The following is a 16,065-nucleotide window of genomic DNA, read 5'->3' on the forward strand; positions in this document are numbered from 1 at the left end:
AGGCTGGTGTAAGAAATAGGAAAAGGAGAATGGCAATTTTAAATTCCGCAGCCTACGGATGCTATTCTGCTGTTACGCTGATGAAAGATCAGACGTAGTAGAGCATCTTGCTGTAGCTGGGCAGAGGCCAATAATCCTCACCGCAGATGGTCTCGGCGTCGTCCGCAGCGGCACGCAGAGCATCCATTGCAGGCAGCACGTTGTCGTGGAAAGCAACGGCCTTTTCTGCCTCGGTGGGCAATGCCTTGGAAGCATCCACTGCATCCTGCAGGGTATCGACAGCGTCGCTCATAGCATCGGCATCAGCAGAGAGCTTAGTCAGGGTCTTGGTCTCACTGCGCACGCTGATGTTCTCGCTCACAGCCAGTTTGGATGCTGCGGTATTGGCAAGCTCGCTCATGTAGGAGTTGACGGCAGGCAGCAGCTGCTTGCGGGCCATTTCCAGCATGGTCAGAGCCTCGATGTTGATGATCTTGGAGTAGTGCTCCATCTCCACCTCGTAGCGGCTCTCCATCTCTACCTTGGTCAGCACGCCGAACTCTTCCATCAGGGCAATGTTCTTGGGCTCGATCAGGGCAGGCAGAGCAGCGGGGGTGTTCTTCTTGTTGGGCAGACCGCGCTTTGCGGCTTCCTCTTCCCACTCGGCAGTGTAGCCGTTGCCGTTGAAGATGACGCGGCGGTGGTCGCGGATGGTGCGCTTGACCAGAGCGATCACAGCGCTGGTAAAGTCCTCAGCGCTCTCCAGCTCGTCGGCGTAGCCCTTCAGTTCCTTTGCGACGGCGGTGTTCAGGATGGTGTTGGCATCGCTCAGGTTCTCAGCGGAACCGGGCATACGGAACTCGAACTTGTTGCCGGTGAAGGCAAAGGGAGAGGTACGGTTGCGGTCGGTGGTATCCTTGCTGAACTTGGGCAGGACATCAACGCCCAGATCCATCTTCATCTTGACGGGGCCGGCATAGGGGGAATCGGATGCGATAGCATCGATGACAGCTTCCAGCTCTTCGCCCACGAAGATGGAAATGATAGCCGGAGGTGCCTCGTTGGCACCCAGACGGTGATCGTTGCCGGGAGTGGCAACGGAGGTACGCAGCAGATCGGCGTACTCGTCAACAGCCTTGATGACAGCAGCCAGGAACACCAGGAACTGCAGGTTCTCCATGGGGGTGTCGCCCGGGTCGAGCAGGTTCTCGTGGGTGGTGGACATGGACCAGTTGTTGTGCTTGCCGCTGCCGTTGACACCCTCAAAAGGCTTCTCATGCTGCAGGCAGACCAGACCGTACTTGGGAGCGATCTTTTTCATCATCTCCATCGTCAGCAGGTTGTGGTCGATGGCAACGTTGGTGGTGTCGAAGATGGGAGCCAGCTCATGCTGGCAGGGAGCAGCTTCGTTGTGCTTGGTCTTGGCGGGAATGCCCAGCTTCCACAGCTCTTCGTCCAACTCCTTCATAAACTCGGAGACCTCGGGACGAATGACACCGAAGTAGTGCTCTTCCAGCTCCTGACCCTTGGCAGAGGGGGCACCGAACAGGGTGCGGCCGGTGAGGATCAGATCCTGACGGGCTTCGTAATCTTCCTTCTTAATAAGGAAGTACTCCTGCTCGGGGCCGACGGTGGTGGAGACGTAATCCACATCCTTGCCGAACAGCTTCAGGATGCGAACTGCCTGATTGGACAGTGCGTTCATGGAACGCAGCAGAGGGGTCTTCTTATCCAGAGCCTCGCCGGTGTAGCTGACGAATGCGGTGGGGATGCACAGCACGTCATCCTTCACGAATGCGTAGCTGGTGGGGTCCCATGCAGTGTAGCCGCGGGCCTCGCAGGTGGCGCGCAGACCGCCGGAGGGGAAGGAAGATGCATCGGGCTCGCCGCGCACCAGCTCCTTGCCGGAGAACTCCATGATGGCGGTGCCGTCGCCCACAGGGGAAACAAAGCCATCGTGCTTCTCACTGGTGATGCCGGTCAGCGGCTGGAACCAGTGGGTGTAGTGGGTGGCACCCAGCTCCATGGCCCAGCGCTTCATCACGCTGGCCACAACGTTTGCCACCTCAATGTCCAGCGGAGCACCCTTGTGCAGGGTGTTCTTCAGGCTCTTATAGGTTGCGCTCGGCAGGCGCTCCTTCATCACATGTTCGTTAAAGACCTTGCTGCCGTAGATTTCCATAACATTCGCTGCCATAAATCCTACTCCTTACTTGATCTTATTTTTCTTACCCTTTCGTCTGCATTCTGGTCTGCCGCAATGCCGCACCCAGAAGTACGAAAGCTTCTTAACAAAAACGGCGCTGCGAGTCAGGAGGTGACCCACAGCGCCGTTGCTGTCTATGGTTTGATTATAGCCCCGGCGGGCCAAAAAGGCAATTGACAAATCTGACGATTCTGTACAAACAGCTTCCTGCATTTTTGGAGCATCCGCACTTGGTATGACTTTTTAAGAGAACGAACCCTCTCCGCCCGATGGGAAAAACCCTCTCAGTCATTGCTTGCGCAATGCCAGCTCTCCCGAAGGGCGAGCTTTTATCCAGCTGCCGGGTAAGTTTATTCATCATCGGAAAAGATCGTTGTTTTCCGTCCCTGCTCATAAAGCTCCCCCCTCGGGGGAGCTGGCAAAGCCGTCAGGCTTTGACTGAGAGGGTTCAGGCAGCGCAGCAAAAAGATGCATTTACCCGATGGGGTCCCTTCTGGTGAAAATGTGTTTTTAATATACGGTGCCATTGCCCGTTACGGCCCCGCTTTGTGAAAAAAGAGCTTCCGGAAAATCCGCAGATTTTCCGGAAGCTCAAATATTAAAAATAAAACTTCCGCTGAAGATACCCAGAGTGAAACGGAGGGTATTCAAATCGTTAAATCACCTGAAAGAGGAAGAACTTCAGATAATTCGTCTCCGGCACACCCCACAGGATCGGATGATCCGGTGCCTGCTGTTTCACCTCGATCTGCCGCAGCTGGCGGTGCGCATCCTTTGCAGCGGCGCGCAGCATCTTGATGAACAGCTCCTCGGTGGCAAAGTGGGAGCAGCTGGCAGTTGCCAGATAGCCGCCGCGGGGCAGCAGCTTCATGGCACGGTAGTTGATCTCCTTGTAACCGCGCATGGCGTTCTCCACAGTGCGGCGCGCCTTGGTAAAGGCCGGCGGGTCCAGAATGATAAAATCGTAGGGGTGTCCTTCTCTTTCCAAGCGGGGCAGCAGCTCAAAGGTGTCCTCGCACAAAAAGTCCATATTGGCCAGACCGTTGCGCTGGGCATTGCGCTGCGCCATGGCAATGGCCTCGGCGCTGATGTCGGCGGCGGTCACACGGGCAGCGCCGCCCGCAGCGGCGTTCAGTGCAAAGCTGCCGGTGTGGGTAAAGCAGTCCAGCACGGTGTGGCCTGCAGCAAGGCGTGCCACCGCCCGACGGTTGTACTTCTGATCAAGGAAGAAGCCGGTCTTCTGGCCGTTCTCGAAATCCACATGATAGTAAACTCCGTTCTCGCAGATCTCGGTCTGGGTGCTTGCCGGGTGAGTCTCACCTGGCAGCTCAAACCAGCCTTTGTTCTGCTCAAGACCTTCCTTTGCGCGCAGAGCCTCATCGTTGCGCTCGTAGATGCCGTCGATGGTCTGGCCGTCGGCGCGCAGGACTTCTGCCAGAATGGGGAAGAGGATGGGCTTGAGCTTTTCCATGCCCACGCTCAGGGTCTGCGTGACGAGGATGTTGCTGAACCGGTCCACAGTCAGCCCGGGGAACTGGTCGGCTTCGCCAAAAATGACGCGGCAGGCGGAAAGGTCTGCAGGTTCCAGCACGGTCTTGCGGTAGTTCCATGCATATTCCACCCGGCGGCGCCAGAACGCAGCATCAAAGGTGTCGTTGGCATTGCGGGAGATCAGCCGCACGCGGATCTTGCTCTTGAGCGAAACGAAGCCGGTGCCAAGGTAGGAACCCTTGGTGCTGACCACATCGGCCAGCGTGCCGTTTTCCGGCTCATTTTCCGGGGAATGGAGGATGTCGTTCTCATACACCCAGGGGTGCCCGCCCACCAGCAGGCCTTCGGCGTGTTTGTTGACGGTATACACAGGGTAAGCGCGTTCTTTCATATGGTTCTCCTTATCATGGACGAACTCCCTTCGTCCCGCGTTCGCAGACAGAAGGAGTAAAAATCTACTCTTTATAATAGCACAAAATCATGTTATTATAAATAAGAAATGCCAAAAAACCGCATGAAAGAGGGATGCATTATGGAAATTGAACGCAAATGGATGGTGAAGGGCTGGCCGGAGGGGCTGCCCCTCAGGGAGGAATTTGCCATGCGGCAGGGCTATATCAGCGTGCGGCCCACTGTGCGCATCCGGGAAGAAGCCCTCACCGGCGGCAGAACGGACTACATCCTCTGCTTCAAATCCGGGGGCGGCCTTGCCCGCGAGGAGATCGAGCGCAGCATCGACAAAGCGCTGTTTGAGGATTTGGAACACAAGATCATCGGCAAACCTCTCATCCCGAAGCTGCGCCGCAGCTACACCCTGCCGGACGGTTCTGTGCTGGAAGTGAACCATGTGGACGAAGGCCAGCCCACCGAGTTCTGGTATGCCGAGGTGGAGTACCCCACGGTGGAAGCAGCCCTTGCATGGCAGCCGGAAAGCTGCGGCCTTGGCGATTACCTTAAGGATGAAGTGACGAACCAGCCCGGCCAGAGCATGGGCGAATACTGGGTGGAGACAAGAGGATGAAAAAAGTAAAACTCAAACTGGAACTGCAGTACAACTCCCCGGTGATCCTCACATTTTTCCTGCTGTCACTTCTGGTGCTGTTCCTCGACCAGTGGACGGATGGGTGGACGACGATGCATCTGTTCTGTGTCTACCGCTCCTCGCTGAAGGACCCGCTGTTCTACATCCGGCTGTTCGGCCATGTGCTGGGCCATGCCAGCTGGGACCACTTTCTGAACAACATGCTGCTGCTGCTCGTTGTTGGCCCGCCAATGGAAGAAAAGTACGGCAGCAAGCCGCTTTTGTGCGGCATGGTGTTCACCGCTCTGGTCACCGGCGTGCTGCAATGCGTGCTGTTCCCACGTTCAGGGCTGCTGGGCGCGTCCGGCATCGTGTTCATGCTTATCATGCTTTCGTCGCTGGCGGGCTTCTCCGGCGGCATCCCGGTCACCATGCTGCTGGTTGCAGCGCTGTACTTTGGTCAGCAGGTGTACGATATCATTTTTGTGCACGACAATGTAGCAAACTTCATGCACATTGTGGGCGGCTTATGCGGCACTGCCTTTGGCTACTACAGTGCGTTGCACAGCCGCCGCAGGCCGGCAAAAGCGGTGAAGTTTTCCAGCACGAACAGCCGCCGGAAGCGCTGAACCCACTGTGGACATAGGCTGATTTTGAAAAATTTGCAAACAGGTATTGACAAACGAAAAATCCGTGGTTTAATATAGCCAAATTCAATACACTAAACCGTTGAAGCGGAGATAACGGCGAACCATGCCTGTACAGAGAGCCTGCGCAGCTGAGAAGCAGACCGGAAACAGTTCGTCAAGGAAAGTGTGACTTTGCGTTATATTTTCCCGAAATGGACCGCTGAGGGTGCAGGGAACTGCGGAGAACTTTCGCCGCACAGTATTCTGCAACGTAGGGCATACGTCAGTTGCCGGGGATGTGTTGGCATCCCGCCAAGTGCATGGGGTCATGCCCATGAAGTCAGGGTGGCACCGCGGATAAAAGGCCATATTTTATTCGTCCTTGACAGAAGAGAGTTCTTCTGTTAGGGGCGTTTTTCTTTTCCACTCCCTCGGCAGAAGAGCCGGGGGAGTTTTTGTTTTAGGGCTCCCTTGTTTCCGGCACTAAGGCTCATGCCTGTGGTTGCGGCCACGAAAACCTGAACAAAACAAATGCACCCGGTTGCTGCGGTTCTGCCCACAGGCCGGGTGCATTTTATATTTTAGGAAAAATTACAGGTCACTGCGCGGGGAAGCTGCCATGGCCCAGAAGTTCAGCTCGTGCTCCGAGCAGGCATGGAAGATCTCGCGGCAGCGGGCAAGGCGCTCGTCGCTCAGGCCTTCGCAGACTTTTTCTGCAAACGCGGCCCAGTCGCGGCAGGCCGCCTCATAGCCCTTGTCAGCATAGTCCACCACCAGTGCACCATAAAGGGTATCCTGCACGGAAGGCTTTTCTTCCAGCAGTTTCTGGAAGATCCAGCCATAGCTCAGCATACAGGGCAGGCAGGCCATCATGCACTCGGCTGCGCCCTCGCCGTTTTTGGCGGCTTCGATCATAGCGTCCACATAGGCACGGTTCTCCGGCCGCAGCGGCAGGCTCTGGATGCCTTCATCGGTCAGTCCAAAGTGCTTGAGATAGTGCAGGCGGGCTGCATCCTCGCTCTCATTCACGAAGGAAAGCAGGGAATAGTAGGTGCGGATGGTCTGCATATCCTTTGCCTTGGTCATGCCCCAGGCAAACACCTTGGCATATTCCCGCAGGTAAAGACTGTCCTCCACGATGTAGCCCTTGAAGCAGGCTTCATCCAGTGTGCCATCCGCAAGGGGTCTTTCCAGAAATTCTGAGTGCAGGCATTTCTCCCACACGGGCAGGCTTTCCTGCACCAGCTGCTGCACAAAGGTCTGCTCACTCACCCACAAACTCTCCCTTCAGTGCAAACATGTGGTTCATGGGGCCGGAGCCATGGCCCAGATCCAGCATGGCAGAAAGACAGCCGGAAATGTAGGCCTTTGCGCGCTCCACAGATGCATCCAGATCATAGCCCTTTGCCAGATTGGACGCAATGGCGCTGGATAGGGTGCAGCCGGTGCCGTGGGTATTGGGGTTTGCAATGCGCTTGCCGCGGAACCATTTGCCGCAGCCGTCCCGCCACAGAAGGTCGTCGGCATCGTTGATCTGGTGGCCGCCCTTGCACAGCACGGCACAGTGGTATTTCTCGCTGATCAGCTTTGCAGCGGCCTCCATTCCGGCCGCATCGGTGATCTTCATGCCGGAAAGGATCTCAGCCTCCGGAATGTTGGGGGTGACCACCTCTGCCATGGGCAGCAGCTTTTCGGTCAGTGCCTGCACGGCATCGTCCCGCAGCAGCTTGGAGCCGGAGGTGGCAACCATCACCGGGTCCACCACGATATGCTTTGCGCCGTAGGTGTGCAGCTTTTCGGCGATCACACCGATCAGCTCTGCCGAGGATACCATGCCGATCTTGACGGCATCCGGGTAGATGTCGGTAAAAATGGCATCGATCTCCTGTGCCAGAAATTCGGGCGTGGCTTCAAAAATGCCGGTCACACCTGTGGTGTTCTGGGCAGTCAGTGCGGTAATAGCGCTCATGGCGTACACGCCGTTTGCAGTCATGGTTTTGATATCGGCCTGAATGCCAGCACCGCCGCTGGAATCGCTGCCGGCAATCGTCAATGCAGTTTTCATGGTTACAACTTCCTTTGCAAAAAATGCGGAAATGCCCGCAAGGAGGCACCTCCGCACTTTGAAGCAGCAGTATCTCCCTACGTTGGCATTGTCCAAATCAGGTCACAGGTCTGGGCAAACAGCCCACTCTCAGCCTGCTTTTGCAGGCTCCCTTTTTCTGCGTTCAAGAATACCACAGTGCCGCTGCATTTGCAAGGGGATGGCCCTTTTCAATCGGCCCGCTGCGTGGTAAAATGGAAAAAACAAAGGGGGAAATACCATGAACATCACGGTCTATCTTGGAGCAAATGCGGGCAATGATCCTGCGCTGGCGGCAGCTGTCCGGGAACTGGGCAGCTGGATCGGTGCAAACGGGCACCGCCTTGTGTACGGCGGCTCCCGCAGCGGCCTGATGGGCCAGCTTGCCCAGAGCACACTGGACGCAGGCGGCACGGTGACCGGTGTGGAACCGCAGTTCTTTGTGCAGCAGGAGCTGCAGCACGATGGCCTGACCGAGCTGATCGTCACCAAGGACATGACCGAGCGCAAGACGAAGATGATCGAGCTGGGCGATGCCTTCATCGCATTCCCCGGCGGTACCGGCACGCTGGAAGAGATCGCAGAGGTAATGTCCAAGGTCTCGCTGGGCCAGTTGGACGCGCCCTGCATTCTGTATGATCTGAACGGCTACTACGACAGCCTGAAAGCACTGCTTGCCAAAATGATCGAGAAAGGCCTTTCCACGCCGCAGCGCCAGCAGGGCATCCGATTTGCGGCGAATCTGGAAGAGATCACAACAATTTTGAATAAAGCCTAAAGGAAACGCTTCCCCGGCCGGGAAGCGTTTCCTTTTTATATCATTCTCCCAGTGCAGTGCGGATATTTGCCAGCACCTTCTGGCTCAGCAGCACAAAAGCCTGCTTGGTGCGTCCGGCAGAAACATTCGCGCAATGCACATTCTCACGGGCAAAGAAGTCTTCACCCACCGGGCCGGCAGCGGCACGGGTGTCACAGAAGAAGTGGGTGCCCGGCAGAGCAAGCCACTGTTCCAGAGCAGCAGAGTCAAAGCCCGGGCCGATGGAGGTGTTGAACAGTACCTTGCCTGCGCCCAGCTGTGCAAATTCGTCCTTGCCCAGCAGCAGGACATTTTTGTTCAGGCAGGTGAACACCACCTCGCTCTCGGTCAGCAGCTGTGCCAGCGGCTTATAGGCCATGCCCACAGCTTCGGCATCCGGCTTGCGGGTGCGGCTGTAATAGGCAATGTCGGCACCCATGAACTGCAGCGCGTCGGCGATCATTTTGCCGGACACACCCAGCCCGATGATGCCTGCCTTCAGCCCGGTGATCTCCACCGGCTCGTCCCGCAGCATGGGCATCCCAAAACCGTGCAGGATGCCGGTGAGCTCATGCAGGACGTACTCCACAACGCCGCGGTCGCCGTAGTCCCGGATGCCCAGCACTTTGATGCCGCGGGTGCGGGCGTAGGCGATATCCACATTGGCGCTTTCCTCAGAATACAGGCTGCAGCACATGCCGATGTAACGGATATTCGGGCAGCGCTCGATCACATTTTTGCCCATGCGGGAGGTGTAGCTCAGAAGCACAGCATCGGCATCTCCGATGCGCTGCACGATCTGGTCATCGCTGGCCGGGATATCGCGGTACAGCACCACTTCTTTTGCGTACTGATGCAGCGCTTCCTCGGCGGAAGGAATCAGGCTTACCGGCTCAATGGCCACCAGTTTGTTGAACATCTGCAAAGCCCTCCTTTAATAGAAGCATACGGGGGAGGAGAGGTTGCGCAGCAGGGCAACTACGCTCCAACCGGCAATGGCGCTGGTGGAAGAGCAGATATCCACCACGGCCTTCACGCCCTCGATCTCGGCGGTGATGCAGTGGTCGTCGCCCACCCAGCCGGGTACCGAGTGCATGGTCACGCCGGTGATCTCCGGGCCGGTGGTGGCCAGCGAGGTGGCAACAGCCACATTCACGCGGCGGGGGAAGGTGGCAATGGCCTGCTTGGCATTGCCGGTGAACACGGTGGTCTTTTCGGTATCGGTCAGCAGGTGGTCGGCCCATACCGGCGTGTTGCGGAAGCCCTTGGCTCCGGTGTGGGTCTCAATGCCTGCCGTCTCGGCCAGCTTCTGCGCCTCGGCCATCAGGGTGACGGTCTGCAGCACATCAAAGCCGCCAATGGCACCGCTTGCCAGATGCACCTTGGCACCGCCCTCCACGGCAGCGGCCTTGACCCGCTCGTAAAAATCAAGGTCCGCAAAGGCACCAATGGAAATAATGACCAGATTCACGCCTTTTTTCAGTACAGGCACAGCCATGGCGCGCACAGCCTCCACCGAAGCGGTCTCCACGATGTACTCCGGCTCCAGCGCCAGCAGAGCATCCACATCATCGCAGACGGGACAGCCTACCGTTTCGGCGGTCTTTTCCGCCGAAGCACGGGTGCGGCTGGTCACGCCCACCAGCTCATAGTCCGGCAGCAGACCGTTCTTCCATGCATCGGCCACAATGTTGCCCAGAAATCCGCAGCCTACGATACCAAATTTTGTTTTCATATCCTAAACTCCTTTTTCTGCTTTTTCCAAAGAAAGCAGCATATTCCATTAAAGTATATCATATCAAAACAAAAAATGATATAATAAGGTGCAAGAAAGGAGAAGGCTATGTCGAAAACAAAGGAGCTTTTCTGGACGTTTTTCAAAATTGGAGCGTTCACGTTTGGCGGCGGCTACGCCATGGTAGCCCTGCTGCAAAATGAGTTTGTAGAAGAGAAAAAGTGGGTAACAAAAGAAGAATTTCTGGACATGGTGGCAATTGCGGAGTCTACGCCCGGCCCGGTGGCGGTGAACAGTGCCACCTATATCGGCTACAAGATCGAGGGTACGGCAGGTGCGGCAGCGTCCACGGTGGCGGTGTGTCTCCCGTCCTTCGCGGTCATTTATCTGATCTCGCTGTTCTTTGACCAGTTCCTCCGCCTGTCGGTGGTGGCAAGTGCGTTCCACGGCATTCAGGTGTGTGTGATCTATCTGATCCTCTCGGCGGGCCTGAAAATGCTGAAGCAGCTGGAACACAGCGTCTTCAATATTGTCATCCTGACCACGGTTGCGGCAGCGATGGTGGGCTGTTCCATTGCAGCAGTGTCCTTCTCTTCCATTTTTTACATCCTGTTCAGCGGTGCGGCCGGGCTGCTGGTGTATGCAGTACAGCAGCTGCGGAAGGGGGAGAAGAAGCCGTGATCTATGCAGAACTTTTCTGGAATTTCCTCATGATCGGTGCGTTGTCCTTCGGCGGCGGCTACGGGATGATCTCGCTGGTGCGGGAAACGGTCTTAGGACACGGCTGGCTGACGGAAGGCGAATTCCTCAGCTTTATTGCGGTGTCAGAGTCCACACCCGGCCCGCTGGCCATCAATATGGCCACCTTCATTGGTTCTTCACAGGGCGGCTTCTGGGGCGCGCTGTGCGCCACGCTGGGTGTGGTGCTGCCGTCTTTTGTCATTATCCTGCTCGTTGCATCGGTGCTGCAGAACCTGATGAAGTATGCGGGAGTCAACGCAGTTCTTGGCGGCGTTCGTCCCTGTGTGGTGGCGATGATCCTTGCAACGGCAATCAATATGGCACTTTCCACACTGCTGGGCTTTGCGGGCCGCAGCACCGACTTTGTACCGGATGCGCGCTCCATTGCAGTGTTTGTACTTTTGTGGGCGCTGCATCTGCTGTGCCGCAAAAGGAACGGCAAGGCACCATCCCCCATTCTCATGATCCTGATTTCCGCAGGGCTGGGCATCCTGTTCTGGGGAGCATAAAAAATAACGCGCCGGGTGGTTCTCGTTGAACGATCCGGTGCGTTTTGTTGTAAAAAGCCGGGCACAGGAAAACTCATGGCTCCCTGTGCCCGGCTTCAGCTTTTATTGGAATTTAGGCGCTGTGCGATCAAGCTGCAACAGAAGAAGCAGCTTCGCTGGAAGCAGCCTCAGAAGAAGTGGCCTCAGAAGAAGCGGCCTCGCTGGAAGCAGCCTCAGAAGAAGAACCGTTCTCCTCTGCAACAGCGGAAGAAGCGCTCTCCTCGGCCTCAGCAGCAACAGAAGTGCTGGTAGAAGCAGCCTCGGAAGAGGATGCAGCAGTGGAGGAAGCAGAACCGCCGCAAGCGGTCATGCCAACAGCCAGAGCCAGAGCAACAACAGCAACACAAACATTCTTGAGTTTCATATCTAAAATCTCCTTGCCATACGCAAATGTATTTTGCAGAAGGCCCTACAGGAAGTGCCTTTCTGCAAGTGGATATTCTAGTCTTTTTTGCGAAAAAATCAAGAGCTTTTTGGCTAAGAAGTGAGATTTCAATGATAATCTACGATTTTGTTATAATTTATCGCTAAAAGTCAAAGAGTTTTTGTTAAACTGATCGAAGCGCAGAGAAACTCAGGAAAGAATTTTTTACCGCGTTGTAATCACTTTGTAATTTCTTTCATTGTTTGTTCCCTTGAATTAAGACGGGAATGCATGTTCCCTAAAGAGAAATAAAGAAATGCAAAAGTGAGGATGATGCGGCTCCGGAAACGGAAAAGAACCATTTGTCACCTGACAGTTGACCTGCGGAGAAAGAAAAGATGGTAAACTTTGTGCAGCGAACCTGAACAAAAATATCAAAAAATGACAAGTGCTATTTGAAAGTGATTTTTATTGGACATAAAAAGTGGATAATACAGACACAGCAGGGGATGAACGGGTTCCCTGAAAATAAAACATGTGTTTTGGAGGAAATAAAGATGAAGTACTATGTTACATTGACCGGACTCAACTACCGCTTCGGCACTCAGCCGTTTACAGTAGGCCAGAAGGTAAAGCTGGTCAAGGAGCCGGAGAATGACTTTGACCGCGAAGCCATCCGCGCAGAACTGCCGGGTCTGGGCAAGGTGGGTTATGTGGCCAACAGCACTCACACCGTGCTGGGCGACTGTTACAGCGCAGGCCGCATTTATGATAAGATCGGCGCTGCTGCCACCGCAAAGGTGAAGTATGTGCTTGCCAATGCGGTGGTATGCAGCGTAAAGGCGGCGGATATGAGGCAGGCTGGCCTGCCGCCGGTCGATCCGGCTACGGGTCTGCCCTTTGGCAACGAAGAAGATGCAATCGCATTCTGACAGAAAAGCCCGTCACACTGTATTTTGTGTGACGGGCTTTTCTGCACCTTTTTGCTTCGGCGCACATACACCGGGCAAAGGGGGAATGTATCGTGAACCAGATCGTTTTCACTGCGTGGGTACTGCTGTTCCCGGCGGCGTGCACTACACTGGGGGCAGCAGGCGTGTTTTTGCTGCGGCGGCAGTCGCGGCCCTGCACGCAGCGCATCCTGTGCGGCATGGCAGCGGGCATCATGCTGGCGGCCAGTGTGTGGAGCCTGCTGCTGCCTGCTATCCAGCGCGGACAGACTTTGCCGCTTCCGGCATGGATCCCATCGGCAGTGGGGCTTGTGCTGGGCGCAGTGGGCCTTTTGCAGGTGGAACAGTTTGCCGGGCAACTGCTGGCAGGCGGGGCCGGGCACGGCGGACGTATGGTGCTGGCTGTAACATTGCACAACCTGCCCGAGGGTATGGTGGCGGGCCTTGCCGCTGCACTGGCATTGACCGGGGAGCCGGATGCCATCAGCGGTGCACTGGCGCTGAGCCTTGGCATCGGCCTGCAGAATATCCCGGAAGGTGCAGCAGTCAGCCTGCCGCTGGCCCATAACGGCCGCACCCGCAGTCAGGCGTTTTTTGCGGGAGCGGCTTCCGGGCTGGTAGAGCCGTTGGGGGCATTGCTTGCCTTTGCTCTGGCCGAATGGGTCAGTACTGCGCTTCCGTGGCTGCTCAGCGCAGCGGCGGGCTGCATGGTGTGCGTGACCGCACAGGAGATGATCCCGCAGGCCGTGGAGGGCGACGAGCCTGCCGGTGTTGTAAGCATCGTGCTGGGATTTGCGCTGATGATGGCGCTGGATGTGGCATTGTAAGAAAAAAGGGCTGCTGCAAAATCAATGCCGTTAAAATAACAGGATAAAAGCAAAGCGCAGTACAAAACGCGAAAGCGCAGAGAATGTACTGCGCTTTTTGGATTTTAGAGACCATCACATTTTCTGACTTTGGGCTATCCTATTTGATCGTTTCATGCGTGGGCCGTGAAATGATACCTCCCACCCCTTGCAATCTGCCTGCGTTTATGGTACAATATTCTGGCATTCAGAAGGATGTGTCGGACAGCGCCTGCTGCGTGGTTCGGCATACGGATGCGGGTCCTGTACGATGGATTCGCTGTGAACCAGGTCAGGTGGGGAACCAAGCAGCCTTAAGCAGTGCGTTCGTGCGTTTCAGTAAGCCTGCATCCGTATGCCGAGTTACGCAAGGCGGGGACAAAACCCCGTCAGCGCTGTCCTTTTTATTTTGCAGGAAAGGGGAGAGAACCATGTACCGTGCCTTGTACCGCAAATGGAGACCGCAGCGTTTTGAGGATGTGGTAGGCCAGCGGGCCATTGTTACTGCGCTGAAAAACCAGATCACGGCAAACCGTGTGGGCCATGCCTACCTGTTTACCGGTGTGCGCGGCACCGGCAAAACCACCTGCGCCAAGATCTTTGCAAAGGCAGTCAACTGCCTGCATCCGGTCAATGGAGACCCCTGCGGCGAGTGTGAGATCTGCAAAGGCATCGATAACGGCAGCATTCTGGATGTGGTGGAGATGGATGCGGCTTCCAACAACGGTGTGGACGATATCCGCGACCTGCGCGACGAAACAGCTTACACTCCCAGCGCCTGTAAATATAAGGTATACATCATCGATGAGGTGCACATGCTGTCCACAGCGGCATTCAATGCGCTGCTCAAAACGCTGGAAGAACCGCCTGCCCACGTCATCTTTATTCTGGCAACCACTGAGATCCAGAAGGTGCCCGCCACCATTCTTTCCCGCTGCCAGCGGTACGATTTTACCCGCATCGGGCCGGAGGATATCGCCCGCCGGGTGGAATACATTGCAGGTGAGGAAAAACTGGAGCTTTCGCCGGACGGTGCGGAACTGATCGCCCGTCTGGCCGACGGTGCACTGCGCGATGCGTTGTCCATTCTGGATACCTGCGCAGGCGTTACGGCGAAAATCGATGCCGATGTGGTGCGCCGCATGGCAGGTGTGACCGACCGCAGTTATCTGTTCCGCATTTCGGACGCACTGGAAGCGCAGGACGGTGCCACAGCACTGGCCCAGCTGGCACAGCTTCGCCAGCAGTCTGTGGATGTCAAGCGTCTGACAGAGGAATTGATCGCGCATTATCGTGCTTTGATGCTGGCAGCATTGCCGGGCGGGCAGAGCCTTCTGTCCGGCGTTTCGCCGGAGGAGGAGGCTTTGTATTTGGAAAAAGGCCCGCAGCTGGGCCAGCGGGAGGCCATTCGTGCCATCCGTGCGCTGGGCAGTGCGCTGGAACATATGACCCGCGGCAGCGACCAGCGGATCGAGCTGGAACTTGCACTATTTGGCTTATCCGAACCGCCCCAGCAGCCGCAGGCAGTTCCTGTGCAGGCCGCGCCTGTCCGTGCTGCAGCTCAACCCGCAGCGCCGCAGCCGTTTGCCTCGGCAACTGCTGTGCAGCCCTTTGCAAGCGCTCCGACTCCCCAGCCGCCAATACCGTCCGTTCCTGTGGTGCAGCCTGCAGCGGAACCGAAACCTGTAAAGGCAGAACCTTCCGTGCCGTCGGAAATATCTGTAGAGCAGACTTCACCCGTCCAGACCGAAGAGCTGCCGCCGCTGCCGGAGGAACCGCCCGTGCAGCAGGCTGGAATGCTGCCTTGGGACGAGCCTGCCGCGCAGGCCGCACAGCCAGCTACACCCGTGCCGGCAGAGTTGGAACCTGTTCCACAGCCAGAACCGCCCAAACCTGCACCCACGCCCGCTGCAAAGCCTGTGCCGGAAAAGCCACAGGATGCCGGGCAGGAAGGGACTGTGCTGTATCCGTACTGGCCGCAGGTGGTACAGCAGCTGCAGGAAAAAGATCCCATGCTCTACACCTATCTGCGCAAGTCCAAGGCTTACTTTGATGGCACCCGCGTGCTGATCGACGGCGGCAAGACCTTCCGCGATTTTATCCGCGCCAACAAGGACAGCCAGCGCCTGATCAAAAAGCTGATCAAGGATGTGTCCGGTACGGTGGTGCCCATTGGTCCCTATGAACCAAAGAGCGCTGGCAAAACGGTCTCCAACGCAGAGCAGTCGCTTCGTGCACTGGAAAAGCTGGGGTTGGATGTGTCCATTGAGGATTCCGCAAGGAAAACGAGATCATAAAAATACATTGCATCAATAAGGAGAAACGATTATGAAAGCAAGAATGCCCGCAGGCTTTGGCCGCCCCGATATGAACGCCCTCATGCGTCAGGCACAGAAGATGCAGGAAGATATGAAAGCCAAACAGGCCGAGCTGGAAGCTGCCGAGTACACCGGCAGCGCTGCCGGTGAGATGGTCACTGTTAAGATGAACGGCAAGCACGAAGTGCTGTCCATCACCATCAAGCCCGAGGCTGTGGACCCGGATGATGTTGAAATGCTGGAAGATATGGTGGCTGCTGCCATCAACGCAACCGTCAAGCAGGTGGACGAAACTGCCGAAGCTGAAATGGGCAAGCTGACCGGCGGCATGAACATCCCCGGTCTCTGATCCGGCAGGA

General features: G+C 56.5%; 16 protein-coding genes, 1 other RNA gene and 1 riboswitch. Of the genes, 10 read left to right on the plus strand and 7 right to left on the minus strand.

The window, feature by feature from the left end; all coding sequences use genetic code 11:
- Positions 1 to 88: 88 nt before the first annotated feature.
- Both PXT33_RS07875 and PXT33_RS07880 read right to left on the minus strand, forming a co-directional pair.
- Complete coding sequence (locus PXT33_RS07875) at positions 89 to 2,176, minus strand: glutamine synthetase III (RefSeq protein ID WP_332376278.1); 2,088 nt, start codon at positions 2,174 to 2,176, stop codon at positions 89 to 91.
- A 664-nt stretch (positions 2,177 to 2,840) separates the two neighbouring features.
- Complete coding sequence (locus tag PXT33_RS07880; RefSeq protein ID WP_332376279.1) at positions 2,841 to 4,067, minus strand: class I SAM-dependent rRNA methyltransferase; 1,227 nt, start codon at positions 4,065 to 4,067, stop codon at positions 2,841 to 2,843.
- Positions 4,068 to 4,208: 141 nt separating this feature from the next.
- Here PXT33_RS07880 and PXT33_RS07885 point away from each other — a divergent pair, with 141 nt between their 5' ends.
- Both PXT33_RS07885 and PXT33_RS07890 read left to right on the plus strand, forming a co-directional pair.
- The gene (locus PXT33_RS07885) at positions 4,209 to 4,697 is read left to right on the plus strand and encodes a CYTH domain-containing protein (RefSeq protein ID WP_118527011.1); all 489 of its coding nucleotides are present in this window, start codon (positions 4,209 to 4,211) and stop codon (positions 4,695 to 4,697) included.
- Positions 4,694 to 5,326 carry a rhomboid family intramembrane serine protease gene (locus PXT33_RS07890; protein WP_005941761.1) on the plus strand — a complete coding sequence of 211 codons (633 nt, stop codon included), beginning with the start codon at positions 4,694 to 4,696 and terminating at the stop codon, positions 5,324 to 5,326. The genes PXT33_RS07885 and PXT33_RS07890 overlap by 4 nt, the downstream gene beginning before the upstream one ends.
- 591 nt (positions 5,327 to 5,917) lie before the next feature.
- On the opposite strand, the gene PXT33_RS07895 is transcribed toward PXT33_RS07890, so the two are convergent.
- Positions 5,918 to 6,598, minus strand: a complete 681-nt coding sequence (locus tag PXT33_RS07895; protein WP_347070278.1) for a TENA/THI-4 family protein — start codon at positions 6,596 to 6,598, stop codon at positions 5,918 to 5,920.
- Entirely contained in the window at positions 6,591 to 7,391 is an 801-nt protein-coding gene (gene thiD, locus PXT33_RS07900) for a bifunctional hydroxymethylpyrimidine kinase/phosphomethylpyrimidine kinase (RefSeq protein ID WP_332376281.1), read from the minus strand. The genes PXT33_RS07895 and thiD overlap by 8 nt, the downstream gene beginning before the upstream one ends.
- 56 nt (positions 7,392 to 7,447) lie before the next feature.
- A riboswitch (TPP riboswitch) is annotated at positions 7,448 to 7,555 on the minus strand.
- A gap of 95 nt (positions 7,556 to 7,650) precedes the next feature.
- On the opposite strand from thiD, the gene PXT33_RS07905 reads away from it, so the two are divergent.
- A complete protein-coding gene (locus PXT33_RS07905) occupies positions 7,651 to 8,187 on the plus strand; it encodes a TIGR00730 family Rossman fold protein (protein WP_332376282.1) in 537 nt (178 codons plus the stop codon).
- Positions 8,188 to 8,227: 40 nt separating this feature from the next.
- On the opposite strand, the gene PXT33_RS07910 is transcribed toward PXT33_RS07905, so the two are convergent.
- Together PXT33_RS07910 and PXT33_RS07915 are read right to left on the minus strand one after the other, a co-directional pair.
- Positions 8,228 to 9,124: a D-isomer specific 2-hydroxyacid dehydrogenase family protein gene (locus PXT33_RS07910; protein WP_207698185.1), complete on the minus strand. Its 897-nt coding sequence runs from the start codon at positions 9,122 to 9,124 to the stop codon at positions 8,228 to 8,230.
- 15 nt (positions 9,125 to 9,139) lie between these two features.
- Positions 9,140 to 9,940, minus strand: a complete 801-nt coding sequence (locus tag PXT33_RS07915; protein WP_332376283.1) for an aspartate dehydrogenase domain-containing protein — start codon at positions 9,938 to 9,940, stop codon at positions 9,140 to 9,142.
- Between the two features lie 108 nt (positions 9,941 to 10,048).
- Between PXT33_RS07915 and PXT33_RS07920 the strand changes: the two genes are divergently transcribed.
- Together PXT33_RS07920 and PXT33_RS07925 are read left to right on the plus strand one after the other, a co-directional pair.
- Positions 10,049 to 10,621, plus strand: a complete 573-nt coding sequence (locus PXT33_RS07920) for a chromate transporter (protein ID WP_005941745.1) — start codon at positions 10,049 to 10,051, stop codon at positions 10,619 to 10,621.
- Positions 10,618 to 11,190 carry a chromate transporter gene (locus tag PXT33_RS07925; protein ID WP_332376284.1) on the plus strand — a complete coding sequence of 191 codons (573 nt, stop codon included), beginning with the start codon at positions 10,618 to 10,620 and terminating at the stop codon, positions 11,188 to 11,190. Before PXT33_RS07920 ends, PXT33_RS07925 begins: the two co-directional genes overlap by 4 nt.
- A gap of 127 nt (positions 11,191 to 11,317) precedes the next feature.
- Here the strand turns inward: PXT33_RS07925 and PXT33_RS07930 are convergent, their stop codons facing one another.
- A complete protein-coding gene (locus tag PXT33_RS07930; RefSeq protein WP_332376285.1) occupies positions 11,318 to 11,593 on the minus strand; it encodes a hypothetical protein in 276 nt (91 codons plus the stop codon).
- A gap of 557 nt (positions 11,594 to 12,150) precedes the next feature.
- On the opposite strand from PXT33_RS07930, the gene PXT33_RS07935 reads away from it, so the two are divergent.
- The 5 genes from PXT33_RS07935 to PXT33_RS07955 all read left to right on the plus strand — a co-directional run bounded on the left by PXT33_RS07935 (position 12,151) and on the right by PXT33_RS07955 (position 16,055).
- Positions 12,151 to 12,525, plus strand: coding sequence for an HIRAN domain-containing protein (locus PXT33_RS07935; protein WP_332376286.1), 375 nt, complete (start codon positions 12,151 to 12,153; stop codon positions 12,523 to 12,525).
- A gap of 92 nt (positions 12,526 to 12,617) precedes the next feature.
- Complete coding sequence (locus tag PXT33_RS07940) at positions 12,618 to 13,370, plus strand: ZIP family metal transporter (protein ID WP_165852537.1); 753 nt, start codon at positions 12,618 to 12,620, stop codon at positions 13,368 to 13,370.
- 273 nt (positions 13,371 to 13,643) lie between these two features.
- An RNA gene (ffs, locus tag PXT33_RS07945) (signal recognition particle sRNA small type) lies at positions 13,644 to 13,742 on the plus strand.
- Between the two features lie 77 nt (positions 13,743 to 13,819).
- Positions 13,820 to 15,685 (plus strand): DNA polymerase III subunit gamma/tau, encoded by a 1,866-nt coding sequence (dnaX, locus tag PXT33_RS07950; protein ID WP_332376287.1) that lies wholly within the window; start codon positions 13,820 to 13,822, stop codon positions 15,683 to 15,685.
- Positions 15,686 to 15,716: 31 nt separating this feature from the next.
- Positions 15,717 to 16,055 (plus strand): YbaB/EbfC family nucleoid-associated protein, encoded by a 339-nt coding sequence (locus tag PXT33_RS07955; RefSeq protein ID WP_097774953.1) that lies wholly within the window; start codon positions 15,717 to 15,719, stop codon positions 16,053 to 16,055.
- The last annotated feature ends 10 nt before the right edge of the window (positions 16,056 to 16,065 follow it).

Origin of the sequence: Faecalibacterium taiwanense (assembly GCF_036632915.2) — a bacterium.
GTDB lineage: Bacteria > Bacillota > Clostridia > Oscillospirales > Ruminococcaceae > Faecalibacterium > Faecalibacterium taiwanense.

Coding starts and splice junctions, on each gene's coding strand:
- PXT33_RS07915 (WP_332376283.1), bottom strand. CDS start 9,940: ATGAAAACAAAATTTGGTATCGTAGGCTGCGGATTTCTGGGCAACATT.
- PXT33_RS07955 (WP_097774953.1), top strand. CDS start 15,717: ATGAAAGCAAGAATGCCCGCAGGCTTTGGCCGCCCCGATATGAACGCC.
- PXT33_RS07920 (WP_005941745.1), top strand. CDS start 10,049: ATGTCGAAAACAAAGGAGCTTTTCTGGACGTTTTTCAAAATTGGAGCG.
- PXT33_RS07935 (WP_332376286.1), top strand. CDS start 12,151: ATGAAGTACTATGTTACATTGACCGGACTCAACTACCGCTTCGGCACT.
- PXT33_RS07905 (WP_332376282.1), top strand. CDS start 7,651: ATGAACATCACGGTCTATCTTGGAGCAAATGCGGGCAATGATCCTGCG.
- thiD (WP_332376281.1), bottom strand. CDS start 7,391: ATGAAAACTGCATTGACGATTGCCGGCAGCGATTCCAGCGGCGGTGCT.
- PXT33_RS07930 (WP_332376285.1), bottom strand. CDS start 11,593: ATGAAACTCAAGAATGTTTGTGTTGCTGTTGTTGCTCTGGCTCTGGCT.
- PXT33_RS07890 (WP_005941761.1), top strand. CDS start 4,694: ATGAAAAAAGTAAAACTCAAACTGGAACTGCAGTACAACTCCCCGGTG.
- PXT33_RS07880 (WP_332376279.1), bottom strand. CDS start 4,067: ATGAAAGAACGCGCTTACCCTGTGTATACCGTCAACAAACACGCCGAA.
- dnaX (WP_332376287.1), top strand. CDS start 13,820: ATGTACCGTGCCTTGTACCGCAAATGGAGACCGCAGCGTTTTGAGGAT.
- PXT33_RS07875 (WP_332376278.1), bottom strand. CDS start 2,176: ATGGCAGCGAATGTTATGGAAATCTACGGCAGCAAGGTCTTTAACGAA.
- PXT33_RS07885 (WP_118527011.1), top strand. CDS start 4,209: ATGGAAATTGAACGCAAATGGATGGTGAAGGGCTGGCCGGAGGGGCTG.
- PXT33_RS07910 (WP_207698185.1), bottom strand. CDS start 9,124: ATGTTCAACAAACTGGTGGCCATTGAGCCGGTAAGCCTGATTCCTTCC.